This window comes from Rhodococcus sp. SJ-2, from assembly GCF_053750035.1.
In genome coordinates this window covers 2,846,797-2,859,173 of record NZ_CM132340.1, presented here as the reverse complement: position 1 = coordinate 2,859,173, position 12,377 = coordinate 2,846,797, and the positions used below count along the sequence as shown (strand labels likewise).

The 12,377-nt window shown below is 66.5% G+C and carries 12 protein-coding genes; 5 read left to right on the top strand and 7 right to left on the bottom strand.

The features are described from left to right. The first annotated feature begins 2 nt into the window (after nucleotides 1-2). The 3 genes from ACSYG9_RS13385 to ACSYG9_RS13375 all read left to right on the top strand — a co-directional run bounded on the left by ACSYG9_RS13385 (nucleotide 3) and on the right by ACSYG9_RS13375 (nucleotide 2,475). Nucleotides 3-476 carry a nitroreductase family deazaflavin-dependent oxidoreductase gene (locus ACSYG9_RS13385; protein WP_454842797.1) on the top strand — a complete coding sequence of 158 codons (474 nt, stop codon included), beginning with the start codon at nucleotides 3-5 and terminating at the stop codon, nucleotides 474-476. Between the two features lie 78 nt (nucleotides 477-554). Further along, nucleotides 555-1,214: a GNAT family N-acetyltransferase gene (locus ACSYG9_RS13380; protein WP_247272659.1), complete on the top strand. Its 660-nt coding sequence runs from the start codon at nucleotides 555-557 to the stop codon at nucleotides 1,212-1,214. A gap of 67 nt (nucleotides 1,215-1,281) precedes the next feature. Then, entirely contained in the window at nucleotides 1,282-2,475 is a 1,194-nt protein-coding gene (locus tag ACSYG9_RS13375) for a low temperature requirement protein A (RefSeq protein ID WP_454842796.1), read from the top strand. A gap of 50 nt (nucleotides 2,476-2,525) precedes the next feature. Here the strand turns inward: ACSYG9_RS13375 and ACSYG9_RS13370 are convergent, their stop codons facing one another. Both ACSYG9_RS13370 and ACSYG9_RS13365 read right to left on the bottom strand, forming a co-directional pair. Next, a complete protein-coding gene (locus ACSYG9_RS13370) occupies nucleotides 2,526-3,440 on the bottom strand; it encodes an SDR family oxidoreductase (protein ID WP_454842795.1) in 915 nt (304 codons plus the stop codon). Next, complete coding sequence (locus ACSYG9_RS13365; protein ID WP_454842794.1) at nucleotides 3,437-4,213, bottom strand: SDR family oxidoreductase; 777 nt, start codon at nucleotides 4,211-4,213, stop codon at nucleotides 3,437-3,439. The genes ACSYG9_RS13370 and ACSYG9_RS13365 overlap by 4 nt, the downstream gene beginning before the upstream one ends. 190 nt (nucleotides 4,214-4,403) lie before the next feature. Between ACSYG9_RS13365 and ACSYG9_RS13360 the strand changes: the two genes are divergently transcribed. Next, the gene (locus ACSYG9_RS13360) at nucleotides 4,404-6,011 is read left to right on the top strand and encodes an FAD-binding protein (RefSeq protein ID WP_454842793.1); all 1,608 of its coding nucleotides are present in this window, start codon (nucleotides 4,404-4,406) and stop codon (nucleotides 6,009-6,011) included. Nucleotides 6,012-6,020: 9 nt separating this feature from the next. Here the strand turns inward: ACSYG9_RS13360 and ACSYG9_RS13355 are convergent, their stop codons facing one another. Further along, a complete protein-coding gene (locus ACSYG9_RS13355) occupies nucleotides 6,021-6,632 on the bottom strand; it encodes a TetR family transcriptional regulator (RefSeq protein WP_454842792.1) in 612 nt (203 codons plus the stop codon). A gap of 238 nt (nucleotides 6,633-6,870) precedes the next feature. On the opposite strand from ACSYG9_RS13355, the gene ACSYG9_RS13350 reads away from it, so the two are divergent. Then, a complete protein-coding gene (locus tag ACSYG9_RS13350) occupies nucleotides 6,871-7,386 on the top strand; it encodes a flavin reductase (protein ID WP_440122990.1) in 516 nt (171 codons plus the stop codon). Between the two features lie 47 nt (nucleotides 7,387-7,433). Here the strand turns inward: ACSYG9_RS13350 and ACSYG9_RS13345 are convergent, their stop codons facing one another. The 4 genes from ACSYG9_RS13345 to ACSYG9_RS13330 form a co-directional block, all read right to left on the bottom strand. Beyond that, nucleotides 7,434-8,900: an FAD-dependent oxidoreductase gene (locus tag ACSYG9_RS13345; protein ID WP_440122989.1), complete on the bottom strand. Its 1,467-nt coding sequence runs from the start codon at nucleotides 8,898-8,900 to the stop codon at nucleotides 7,434-7,436. 38 nt (nucleotides 8,901-8,938) lie between these two features. After that, nucleotides 8,939-10,105 carry a 3-hydroxy-9,10-secoandrosta-1,3,5(10)-triene-9,17-dione monooxygenase oxygenase subunit gene (gene hsaA, locus ACSYG9_RS13340; RefSeq protein ID WP_440122988.1) on the bottom strand — a complete coding sequence of 389 codons (1,167 nt, stop codon included), beginning with the start codon at nucleotides 10,103-10,105 and terminating at the stop codon, nucleotides 8,939-8,941. An 85-nt stretch (nucleotides 10,106-10,190) separates the two neighbouring features. Then, the gene (gene bphC, locus ACSYG9_RS13335) at nucleotides 10,191-11,117 is read right to left on the bottom strand and encodes a biphenyl-2,3-diol 1,2-dioxygenase (RefSeq protein ID WP_454842791.1); all 927 of its coding nucleotides are present in this window, start codon (nucleotides 11,115-11,117) and stop codon (nucleotides 10,191-10,193) included. A gap of 38 nt (nucleotides 11,118-11,155) precedes the next feature. Continuing rightward, the gene (locus ACSYG9_RS13330) at nucleotides 11,156-12,334 is read right to left on the bottom strand and encodes an acyl-CoA dehydrogenase family protein (RefSeq protein WP_454842790.1); all 1,179 of its coding nucleotides are present in this window, start codon (nucleotides 12,332-12,334) and stop codon (nucleotides 11,156-11,158) included. Nucleotides 12,335-12,377 lie beyond the last annotated feature (43 nt).

Here is a 12,377-nt window from a genome sequence, read left to right as displayed (position 1 = left end):
TCATGGGCACCGAGGCGGCCCCCAAGGGGCTCGATTCGAAGGCGACGACCTCGATCATCAAGTGGATGTCGCGTGTGAACGTGGCCCTGTACCGGGCCACCGGTGGCCGCCTCGGTGGAAAGTGGCGGGTGGGCAGCGCATTTCCGTGGGGAATCCCGGTGTGCCTGCTCACCACCACCGGCCGGAAGACGGGGCAGCCACGGACCGCTCCCCTGTTGTTCCTCGAGGCCGACGGCAAGGTGTTGCTCGTCGCGTCCCAGGGCGGGCTGCCGAAGCATCCGCTGTGGTTCCGCAACATCCAGGCGAATCCCGAGGTGACCGTCCAGATCCGGTCGGACATCCGTCAGATGAAGGCTCGTGTCGCCACGGATGCGGAGCGCGCACAGTACTGGCCGAAACTCACGGCGATGTATCCGGATTTCGACAACTACCAGTCGTGGACCGATCGTGTCATTCCCGTCGTCGTCTGCGAGTGAGGTCGGCTGACGCACCGCGCCTCGACCGGCAATACTGGTAGACGCATTGTTCATGCTCTCGAGAGGGGATGTCACCCGATGGCAACCACGAATCACGACCAGGTACTCGACCGCCGCGAGATCGCGGCAGCCCTGCTGCGTGCGCTCGAGCAGCGCCATGAGGTGCTCGACGCCATCGTCGAGAGCGATGACCGGGACAGCGCCATTGCCGCCATCGGGTCACTGCTCGGCACCACCGATTTCTGCGCAGAGGCCGTCCTCGCCCTTCCACTGGGACGCCTCACGAAGGCGGAACGCAAGAAGATCCGCACCGAGCTGGACGATCTCGACGCGGTCGTGAAGTGGACTACGGATTCGCGCCCTTACGCGACCGGTGAGCACTTCCGGCTGCGCCAGATCAGCGACGACCGGGCCGACATCGAGCTGCTCAAGGCACGCTGCGCCGAACAGCTCGGCGACGGCAGCGACGCAGCGGTGGAGACCGAGCGTCAGAAGGGTGCTGCGCTCATGGACGACGAGTCGGGCATGTGGCTCGTCGCGGAAGATCTCTCCGGTGACGAGCCGAAGAAGATCGGTTTCGCATTCGGTGAACTTACCGGCAACGAGGTGGAAGTGCGGATCTGGGTTCGCCCCGAGGCCCGGAAGCAGGGCTACGGCACCGCCACACTCAAGGCGGCCCGCACCGAACTCGCTGCCTACTTCCCCGGTTCGACGTTGATCATCCGCACCCCGGCGTAAGCGAGGCTGCGCAGCCCGTGCGCGTTGTGCGGTGACGAGGACAGCGCGCACGGCGGAAGGGGCTCGAATGCCCGAGGGATCATTTCTGGGTTTGCGGCGGATGGTGCCGCGACGCCGCGACGAGGAACATCGCGTCGCAACGCCTCTCGAATTGTTCTTCGACCTCGTGTTCGTCGTCGCGGTGTCGTTCGCGTCGGCACAACTGCATCAGAGTGAGGCCTCCCAGCACATCGTCTCGGGGGTCGGCGCCTACCTGATGGTGTTCTTCGCGATCTGGTGGGCGTGGGTGAATTTCACGTGGTTCGCGAGCGCATTCGACACCGACGACTGGCTCTACCGGGTCCTCACGCTGCTTCAGATGGGCGGCGTGCTCGTGCTCGCGGCAGGCACCGTACCTGCGATGACCGACGGCGACTTCGCTCTCGTCACCCTCGGTTATGTGATGATGCGGCTGGCACTGGTGCCTCAGTGGCTGCGCGCCGCCCGTTCCGATCCCGCGCTCCGGCAGACCGCGATGCGGTACGCGATCGGCATAACGCTCGTGCAGATCCTGTGGGTGCTCCGGCTGGGCCTGCCGGAGGGGTGGGGCGCCGTCTCGTTCCTCGTGCTCGTCGTGGCAGAACTTTCGGTTCCGGTCATAGCGGAGCATGCACGGATCACCCCGTGGCATCCCGAGCACATCGCCGAGCGCTACAGCCTCTTCACCCTCATCGTCCTCGGCGAATCGATCCTTGCGTCGGCGAACGCGATCGTCGACGCCATCGACCACACCGAAAATGTCGGTTCGCTCGTCTTGATCGCCGTGTGCGGACTGGCGCTCGCCGGCGGCATGTGGTGGGTGTACTTCCACACCGAACACAGTCGAATGCTGACCGGCATGTCGTCGGCGCTCGTGTTCGGATACGGGCACTACGTGGTGTTCGCTGCGGCGGGCGCGTTCTCGGCGGGTATCGAGGTCGCAATCGACCACGACACCCACGCGACCGGGCTCGAAGCGACGGCAGCGGCCGCGACGCTGACGGTGCCGGTGGCGATCTTCCTGCTCAGCGCTTGGTTTCTGACGATGCGGGGATGCCTGTCGCGGGGTGCCGACGTCGCTGTGGTCGGACTGTCGTTGCTCATCGGCGCGAGTGCGCTGGCACCGGCGTCCCTGTTAGTGGCGGCGGTGCTCATGGTGGTGCTCGTCGCGGTGCTGGTGGTCACGTCTTCAGGTGCGCTACCCGCCGACGCGCACACGGGCACCCCCGCTTCCGAAGGGTGAACCCACTCCCGGCCCGGTGTTCTCCGGCACGGGCCGGGAGCGGGAGTTTTTCAGGCGCCGTAGACCGGGGTCGGAGGCTCTGACGAAGCGATCAGCTTCTCGACGACCGGTCCGAGCTCCTTCGGATCCCAGCGGTCGCCCTTGTCGACGGCCTCGCCGTGACGCCAACCGTCTGCCAGCGACACCTTTCCGCCTTCGGCCTCGAACACCCGGCCGGTGACGTCCTTCGACTCGCTGCTGCCCAGCCACACGACCAGAGGCGAGACGTTCTCGGGTGCCATCGCGTCGAATCCTTCCTCCGGAGCAGCCATCATCTCGGCCATCGCACCACCGGCACCGACGGTCATGCGGGTCCGCGCGGAAGGCGCGATCGCATTGACCGTGACGCCGTACCGGCCGAACTCGGCGGCGGCCTGGATGGTCAGGGTCGCGATACCCGCCTTGGCCGCGGCGTAGTTGCCCTGACCGATGCTGCCCATCAGGCCTGCACCGGAGCTCGTGTTGATGATGCGGGCATCGACCGGGTTACCGGCCTTCGACTCCGCGCGCCAGTACGTCATCGCGTGCCGCATCGGAGCGAAGTGGCCCTTGAGGTGCACGCGGGTCACCGCGTCCCACTCCTGCTCGCTCATGTTCGCCAGCATGCGGTCGCGCAGGAATCCCGCGTTGTTGACCAATACGTCGAGGCGTCCGAAGTTGTCGAGCGCGGTCTTGATGAGGTTCTCGGCCCCGGCCCAGTCCGCGACGTCGTCGCCGTTGACGACGGCTTCACCGCCGGTCGCCCGGATCTCCTCGACGACCTGCTCGGCGGGGGTCTCCCCTGTCGCCGAGCCGTCGGCGCCCGCACCGATGTCATTGACGACGACCTTGGCGCCCTCTGCTGCGAAAGCCAACGCGTGGGCTCGTCCGAGGCCACGCCCGGCACCCGTCACGATGACGACGCGTCCGTCCAGCAGTCCACTCACTTTGTCTCCTTCGTTCGTGCCGCTGCCATGTAGGCAGGGCGTTCGCCGCCGCCGTGGACGGTCAATGTCGATCCGCTGACGTATGCCGACAGCGGTGAGGCGAGAAATGCCGCGCAGTTCCCGATGTCGTCGGGGGCAGCCAGTCGCCCGAGGGGCACGGTCGCGCCGACTGCGGCGATACCTGCGTCGTCGCCGTAGAACAGATGCGACTGCTCGGTGTTCACCATGCCGACCACCACGGAATTGACGCGCACCTTCGGTGCCCACTCGACCGCGAGAGATGTTCCGAGGCTGTCGATCCCGGCCTTCGCCGCACCATACGCGGCAGTGCCGGGCGAGGGCCGCGACCCGCTCACACTCGAGATGTTGACGATCGATCCGCCGGAGTCCTGTGTCTGCATCACCGCATTCGCGGCCTGTGCGACGAGCAGCGGCGCGAGCAGATTGAGTTCGACGATCTTCGCGTGGAACTTCGGGCTCGCATCGGCTGCGAGTGCGAACGGGGAACCGCCGGCATTGTTGACGAGCGCGTCGAGGCGCCCGTGCCGCTCGACGATGGACGCCACCATGGCGTGGACCTGATCAGCGTCCCGGACGTCACATGCGAGGAACTCCGCGGTGCGGCCGTCCACCTCGATCGGGCTGTCCGGTTCGTTACGCGCGCACGTCACGACTGTTGCGCCCGCGCGGAGGAACACCCTGGTGATTCCCGCGCCGACCCCTCGCACACCGCCGGTGACGAGTACGACTGCGCCCTCGAGTCCGAGATCCATCCTGCCTCCGCATCGATTCCCGCGGCTCCGGTCGTGAGCCCTACCCGAACTTACCAAGCAATCGCTTGGTTTGGGAACGCGGGCCGAAGAAAACCGCCCGCACACACGCCGGCCGCCCGGCACATCGCCAGATGTTTTAGAACACGTTATAGTTCGCGGCCTTGACGTTTCGTCCGGAAAGGCGGTCACGATGGCGCAGACCTGGGACTCTTCGGCCGATGTGGTGGTCGTCGGATACGGCGGCGCAGGTGTCACGGCGGCCCTGGCCGCACGGGAATCCGGAGCCGAGGTGGTCGCGCTCGACCGATACCTCGGTGGCGGCGCCACAGCATTGTCCGGCGGCATCATCTACGCAGGTGGGGGCACCTGGGTGCAGCGCGCTGCCGGTGTCGACGACAACGTCGAGAACATGCTGGCGTATCTGCGAGCCGAGGTCGGCGACACAGTGAGCGAGCCGACGCTGCGTCGGTTCTGCGAGGAGTCCGCGGACATGATCGATTGGCTGACCCGGCACGGAGTTCCGTTCCAGCCCTCGCTGTGCCCCTTCAAGACGTCTTATCCCACCGATGATTACTACCTGTACTACTCGGGCAGCGAGAACTCAGGAATGTTCCGCGAAGCGGCGACGCCCCGTCAGCGCGGCCACCGCGCACACGGTCGCGGAGTGTCGGGCAAGAAGTTGTTCGGACCGCTCGCCGAGTCGGCCGCCGCGCACGGCGTCCACGTCCGAACCGGTACCAGGGTGACGCGACTCGTCACCGAGTACGGTCGGGTGACCGGCGTGGAGGCCACCACGATCAGCGGTGCACCCATAGCCGTACAGCGACGGTTCGCCGCACTGGCCCGACTCTCCGCGAAACCGGGCGTGTACCACCCAGGTCTGCGTAAGGCCATGCAAGCACTGCTGGCCCGCATCGAACGACGCTACAGCGTTCCAGTACGGATTCAGGCACGCTCGGGTGTCATCCTCACTACCGGTGGCTTCATCGCCAACGGCGAGATGGTGCAGCAGTACGCCCCGGACTATCCGTGGGCCGAGGGCCTACCGCTCGGCACCGCCGGTGACGACGGCAGCGGGATCGCCATGGCCCAGGCCCTGGGCGCGGCTACCGACCGCATGGATGTGCTCTCGACGTGGCGGTTCATTGCACCTCCCAGCGCCTACTTCGGTTCGATCGCCGTAGATGCCAACGGGCAGCGCATGATCGACGAGTCCCGCTACGGCGCGGCACTGGGTCAGGCCATCGCGGCAGCGCCCGGTCATCGCGCCTGGCTGCTGGTCGACGCCGGACTGGCCGAAGAGGCCCGTCGCCAGATCGGCACACAGTCGGTGTGGTTCCAGCGCATGCAGACCGAGCGGTTGCTGCGCGTGGGCAGCGCGACCGGCGCAACGGTCGAGGACGCCGCAACCCGCGCCGGGATCGAACCGGCGGCGCTGCGCGCAACCGTCGACGCACACAATCGCGCCATCGAACGCAACATCCCCGACCCGATGGGCAAACCAGACGACCTGCGCCGGCCGCTGCGCACCGGCCCCTTCGCACTGTTGGACATCTCCTTCAGTGCCCGCCTGACCTATCCGATGCCGATGCTCACCCTCGGCGGCCTACTGGTGGACGAGGACACCGGCGCCGTCCGGAACGAATCCGGCACGACGATCACCGGCCTCTACGCCGCGGGCCGGGCAGCCGTCGGCATCTGCTCGAACTCGTATGTGAGCGGTCTGTCCCTGGCCGACTGTGTTTACTCGGGGCGCCGCGCGGGCGCGCACGCGGGCCATCGGGCCGCCACTCACTGACACCACCCACTACGTCCGAGGGCTCAGTTCGACGAGCAGCAGATCGCAGCTACGCCGGATGTCCGCCTCGGTCTCAGCGATGGTCGATCTGCCGTTGAGGAACGCGGTGATCACCCCGAACCAGAGCATCGACAGCAACCGCAGCAGGTCCTTGTCGCCCTCGGTCGGATCGGCGATACCAGCGGTCGTCAACAGAATCCCCTGGAAGGTCGCTTCGATCTTCACCGTGTCGGGTACCGCAGCCGCCACGGCTGTGCTGTTGGACTGCAGCATCGCCAATGCAAGCGTCGGATACGCGACCATCTCACGGGTCATCCCGATCAACACATCACAGATCGCGTCCTGCACCGGCACATCGGGGTCGCTGACCGGTGTGTAGCCGCTGAATCGCTCCAACCGATCGAGCATCACCCCCACGAACAGGTGTGTTTTCGACGGAAAGTAGCGATACAACGTGCCGATCGCGACACCCGCACGTTTGGCGACCTCGGTCATCTGCACCCGAGGCAGGTCGAACTCGGTCGCGAGGTGAGCCGCCGCGTCGAGAATCCGTTCGTGCCGGTCGCGCTGCTCGGCCGATGTGGGCTCGGCACCGTCTCGCGCCACCCCGATTCTGGGCATCGACAACCCTCCTTTCCGTGACATCGACGATTGTCCCATCGAGCGGTCCCCAGCTCACCCGCGCCCGCACTCCCGCCCACCGAGACGAGCCCGCAGATGAGCCCTCGACGCGACGACAACGGCACGGAAGTCCGCTCAGCGAGAATGCATCGTGGGTGGATTACGGGTCGTCCATACATTCATGGCACGCGAACGTCGCCGGAACGAGGCGACCCGAGATGAATCGGAGTTGAGGCGCATGTACACCCAGACCCTGACGCAGGTCCTCGGAGCAGAACCCGAGCTCCCCGGTCCGCTCGACATGCGCAATGCGATGGGCCGCTTCGCGACCGGAGTCACCGTCGTCACCGGCCTCGACGAGGACGGGCCGATCGGCTTCGCCTGCCAGTCGTTCGCGTCGGTGTCGCTCGAACCGCCGCTGATCCTGTTCTGCGCAGACCATCGTGGTCGCGCCTGGCCGCGGATCCGCCCGACGGGACGCTTCGCCATCAACGTGCTCGGAGAAGAGCAGTCCGACCTGTGCGGGCGTTTCGGGTCCTCGCGTGGCACGAAGTTCGACGGCCTCGACTGGGAGTTGTCGCGCTGGGGCACCCCCTCGCTCCCGGGCGTTCTCATGCGCGCACACTGCGAGGTCCACGACGTGCACACCGCTGGCGACCACGACGTCGTCATCGGCCGGGTACTGGAACTCGAATGCTTCGAGGACGAACGCCCCATGGTGTTCTATCGCGGCGCGTTCGGGCTCGGCGACTGACAACGGTGCGGGCCGCGCCGACGGCCCGCACCTGCTGCGACCAGGTTCTACGAGGCAGCGGCGTGGATACCGGCGCGACGTCCGAAGAAGCTGCCGTCCCCGAGCGAAATCCCGCTGCAGTAGCCGAATGCGGAGAGCCCCGACGTGCATCGTCCCGCCGCGTACAGGCCCGGGATGGGAGTGCCGTCGACGTGTTGGACCTCGGAATCGACCGACGTCCGCAGCCCGCCGAGCGTGAAGCCTCCCGTGTTTCCGCGGAGGTCGATCGCCGCCACCGGTGAACCGATCGGCGCGACCCACTCGGGCTTCTTGCCCAGCACCGGATCCGAGCCCTCGGCAGCGTGCCGGTTGTACATCTCCACGGTCGACGTGAGAGATCCTGCAGGAAGCCCCATTTCGGATTCGAGCTCGTCGATCGTCTCACACACCCACGTCGGCTGGCGTTTGAGTTGAGGGCTGGAGCTGGGCGCCGCCATCCCGTCCTCGTACGACTCCTGATCGATGATGAGGAACGCCTGATTGTCGTTCTCGAACAACGTGAGCTGCCCGATCCGACCCGGATAGGTGTCCTCCTGCACGTACCGCTGGCCACGACCGTTGACCAGGATTCCGCGCGCCATCAACTGAGGGTCGCAGAAGAACGCGACCTCGCACGCATCCATGTGGGCGAGCCCTGCGCCGAGGGCCTGTGCGACGAGAATTCCGCGTCCGTCGTGCTCCTCGACCGTCGCAGCAGGGCGCTTGTAGAGGCGAGGGGCGTACGCCTGCATCATCTCGTCGTTGTAGGCGAACGATCCGGTCGCGAGGACGACGCCTTTGCGGGCGCGCGCAGTGACCTGCTTGCCGAACCGGGTCGTCACAAGTCCCACGACCCTGCCGTCGGCATCGGTGACGAGGCGCTGCATCCGCACATCGGTTTCGACGCGGACGCCGAGTTCGCCTGCCTTCGCGATGAGTGCGGTCATCAGGACATGGCCTGCGCCCTGCTCACCGTTGCGAGGCATGGGCACCTGCGCGAGATGACCGCGGGGCGCCGGAGCGACGCGTGCGGAGAACGGCGCGGCGTTCTCTCCACCGCTGTACATCAGCGAATCGTCGTTCGGAATCTCCCAGCCCGGTTGATTCCAGAACCCTTCCTTGTAGGGCACTCCACACGCTTCGAGCCATTCGAAATGCGCGACACTTCCGTCGCAGTACGCGTCGAGTTTCTGCTCGTCGACCCCCGGGCCGAGAGCCGAGGCGAGGAACGCCTTCATGTTCGCGGGTGTGTCGTCGATGCCGCACGCCTTCTGCAGCCGGGTGCCGCCACCGAGATAGACGATCCCGCCGGACAGTGCTGCGGCACCTCCACCACCACCGGTGCGTTCGAGCACAAGCACGTCGGCTCCGCTCTCTGCCGCTCCGATCGCCGCGGCAACACCGGCGATACCGAATCCCGCAATGACCACGTCGGCAACATGGTCCCATGTTTCGATGCTGTCGGCCGGGACCGGCCGGACATCCGGGTTACTCAAGGGGACACTCTCTTTCGTTCGTCTGTAGTTCGGTGATGTCACAGCAGGTTGTCTTCGACCGGCAATCCGAACGCGGCCCGGCCATAGTGCGCCAGTGCACGTTCCGGTTCGTTCGCAACGTGCATGCTTCCGGCGTGTGCGTCACGCCAGGCCCGTTCGACCAGGTTTCCCAGGAACAGCGATGAGCCCCCGGCCGTCTTGAACAACAGATCGATCGCCTCGACGGCACGTTCGGTCGCCCGCACCTGATCGCGGCGGGCACGCGCGCGCAACATCATCGGGATCTCCCTGCCATCGACCGCGTGTTCCCACAGTTCAGATAGATTGCGGGTGGTCTGCAGGATCGCGGCGTCGATCTCGGAGGCGGCACGACCCACCGCGGTCTGTGCGAACGGGTCGTCGACGAATCGTCCGCCGCCCAAGCTCAATCGGACACGTTCGCGCATCGCGGCGAGATAGTGCTCGTAACAGCCGTCGACCACTCCGACGATGGGCATACTCACCGTCGTTCCGAACAATGCGCCGAACGGAAGCCGGTACAGGGGGCCGGTGTTGACCTTCTGACCCGGACCACGCAGGTTCGCGGTCTCGAAGTTGCTCTTGACCCGGTACTCGGGCACGAATACCCGGTCGACGGTGATCTCGTTACTGCAAGTGCCGCGCATCCCGACCACATTCCACACGTCGCGAATCCCGTAGTCGATGCGCGGCACGAGGGCGGTCATGAAGCTGACAGGCCGTCCCTCCGGCCCGGTGACGACAGCGCCGAGCAGTGCCCACGAGGCGTATTCGCAGCCGGAGGAGAACATCCACGTGCCGGAAAGCTCGTAGCCTCCGTCCACCGGGCTCAGCTGTCCGACCGGCGCGTATGCCGAACTTACGAGTGTCCCGGGGCCGTCACCCCACACGTCGTACTGGGCGCGGTCGTCGAACAACGCCAGGTGCCACGGATGAACGCCGAGCACCGAGGTGATCCATCCGCTGGAGCCGCACGCCGCAGATACTTCCCGCACCACTTCGTAGAACCGGACCGGGTCGGTCTCGGTGCCGCCGTAGCGGCGCGGCTGCAGCATCCGGAACACGCCGGTCGACGAGAGTGCGTCGACCACGTCGTCCGGGACTCGCCTGGTCTCGTCGATTGTGGCGGCCCGCTCGGCGATGTCCGGAAGCAACGCGCGCACGGCCGTCAGTACGTCGCTGCCCATGTCGAACTCCTGTCGGTGAATGTGGACGATGCCACGCCGCGCAGCGGTCGTGGCATCGTCGGGTACAGCGTCGGCTCTTGCCGGATCAGTTCTTCTCGGGCGGCGCGAACGCCGCGAGCGGTTCCGATTCGGACCAGTCGTGGCCCCAGTAGCTGTCGGCGGTGATTTCTTCTGCGGTGTAGAAGGTTTCGTCGACGAGCATGCCCTCCGTGCCGAACTCGATGTCCCAGCCTCCCGGAGCGCGCACGTAGAACGAGACCATCTTGTCGTTCGTGTGCCTGCCCAGGGTCGACGAGATCGAGAAGCCGAGCTTCCTAACGCGGTCGAGGGCCTGCCCGACGGCATCGAGGGTGTCGACCTCGAGCATCATGTGCACGAGTCCCGGCACTTCACTCGGAGGTGCCGGGCACATCGCGAGGCTGTGGTGACGACGGTTGACACCGAGGAACCGCACCCGACGGTACGGCGGCTTCGCGGCCGGTCCGCCGACGCGGATGGCGCCGCGCGGCAGGAAGCCGAGCACCTCGGTGTAGAAGGAGTACTCCGCGTCGAAGTTCGCGACCGGCAGGACAACGTGTCCGAGGCCTTCTTCGCCTGTGTGGAAACGGCCGCCGTGCGGGGTCACGACCGGGCTGTGGTCGAGGACCGGCCCGAAGAAGACCTCGACGCGGGTTCCCCCCGGATCGTCGAACGCGATGACCTGCTCGGCGTCGCGGTAGAGCGCCTCGTCTTCCGAGAGCAGTTGCACCTCGATGCCGGCCTTCTCGACAGCCTCACGCACACGCTGCAGGGCGAACTGGTCGCGCACCTCCCAGCCCACGGCGAGTGCCTTGTCGGTGTCGCCGGGCAGCACGATCAGCCGCGACCGACGTTCGTCGATCCGCAGATAGAGACCGTCTTCCTCGGGTCCGTTGCCGACCGCCATACCGAGCCCGTCGACGACGAGCTCGCGCCACCGAGCGATGTCCGTGGTCTGGATCCTGAGATAGCCCAGGGCCCGGATATCCGTCATGTCCGAATATTCCTTCGCAGTAGGGGATTCAAGAGGTTCTAGATCATTCCGCGCATCGCGCCCTCAGGCTCGCCACCGAGCTGCGTGAGGGTTGCCGCGTGGAAAATGGATCCGGGTACGTGGATGGCGTGGCTGAGACCCGCGTGTGCGTCGCGCCAGAAGCGCTGCAGCGGATTGCTCAGCTGGAGGGCTCCACCACCCGCGCGGGAGAAGATCTCGTCGACGGCGCGCACCGCGCGCCACGCGGCAGCGGTCTGGGTGCGGCGGCCGATCGCCCGCTGTTCGAACGTGACTTCCTGCCCCTTCTCGGTCATATCCCAGAAACGGTCCACCGTCTCGAGCAGAGCCGCGCGCGACGCCGCAATCTCGGCGGCCGCGTCGCCGAGTGCGGAGAGCACGTAGGGGTCTTGCTTGATCGCGGTTCCGGACACGGTGACGCGCTCGCGCTGCGTCTCGATGTAGCAATCGAGCGCGCCCTGCGCGATGCCCACGAGCGACGACGTGATGCCGAGGGGGAAGATGCACGAGAACGGGAACTTGTAGAGCGTCTCGTCCCGCCCAGCATCCTTCCATGCAACGCCACCCATGACACGTGCAGCCGACAGGGTGCGGTACTCGGGGAGGAACGCATCCTTGACGATCAGGTCCTTCGAGCCCGTGCCACGCAGCCCGACCACGTTCCAGCTGTCCTGGTCGATCTCGTAATCCGACCGCGGAAGCAGCACGTGCAGGGCCTGCGGCGGATTGAGGCGGTTGCCGTCCTTGTCGCCGATGGCCGCACCGATCATCACCCACTGGCAGTGGTCGGTACCCGATGAGAACGACCAGCGGCCATTGAGGATGTACCCACCGTCGACGGGGGTGGCCACACCCATCGGGGCATACGGCGACGCGATCCAGGTGTCGGGATCCTCGCCCCAGACCTCCTGCTGAGCCTTGGGATCGAAGAACGCCATCTCCCACGGATGCACACCGACGATGCCGCTGACCCAACCGGTCGCCCCGTCCATCGCGCCGAGCGCCATGGCGGTCTCGGCGAACTCGCGCGGGTGCGCTTCGAGGCCGCCGAACTCCTTGGGCTGCAGCATGCGGATGACGCCTGCGTCCCTGAGCCGCTTGGCACTGCGGTCGGTCAGGCGCATGAGCTGGTCGCCTTCTGCACCGTCGGCACGGATCTCGTCGGCGAACGGCGAGATGGAGTCGAGAACCTGTCCCATTTTCTCTCCAGCTTTCTGATGTGACGCCCGGAGGCTGCCGGGC

Excerpts from the sequence above, each read along its gene's own strand:
- ACSYG9_RS13385 (WP_454842797.1), top strand. The coding sequence starts at position 3 with ATGGGCACCGAGGCGGCCCCCAAGGGGCTCGATTCGAAGGCGACGACC.
- ACSYG9_RS13380 (WP_247272659.1), top strand. The coding sequence starts at position 555 with ATGGCAACCACGAATCACGACCAGGTACTCGACCGCCGCGAGATCGCG.
- ACSYG9_RS13375 (WP_454842796.1), top strand. The coding sequence starts at position 1,282 with ATGCCCGAGGGATCATTTCTGGGTTTGCGGCGGATGGTGCCGCGACGC.
- ACSYG9_RS13365 (WP_454842794.1), bottom strand. The coding sequence starts at position 4,213 with ATGGATCTCGGACTCGAGGGCGCAGTCGTACTCGTCACCGGCGGTGTG.
- ACSYG9_RS13360 (WP_454842793.1), top strand. The coding sequence starts at position 4,404 with ATGGCGCAGACCTGGGACTCTTCGGCCGATGTGGTGGTCGTCGGATAC.
- ACSYG9_RS13355 (WP_454842792.1), bottom strand. The coding sequence starts at position 6,632 with ATGCCCAGAATCGGGGTGGCGCGAGACGGTGCCGAGCCCACATCGGCC.
- ACSYG9_RS13350 (WP_440122990.1), top strand. The coding sequence starts at position 6,871 with ATGTACACCCAGACCCTGACGCAGGTCCTCGGAGCAGAACCCGAGCTC.
- hsaA (WP_440122988.1), bottom strand. The coding sequence starts at position 10,105 with ATGGGCAGCGACGTACTGACGGCCGTGCGCGCGTTGCTTCCGGACATC.
- bphC (WP_454842791.1), bottom strand. The coding sequence starts at position 11,117 with ATGACGGATATCCGGGCCCTGGGCTATCTCAGGATCCAGACCACGGAC.
- ACSYG9_RS13330 (WP_454842790.1), bottom strand. The coding sequence starts at position 12,334 with ATGGGACAGGTTCTCGACTCCATCTCGCCGTTCGCCGACGAGATCCGT.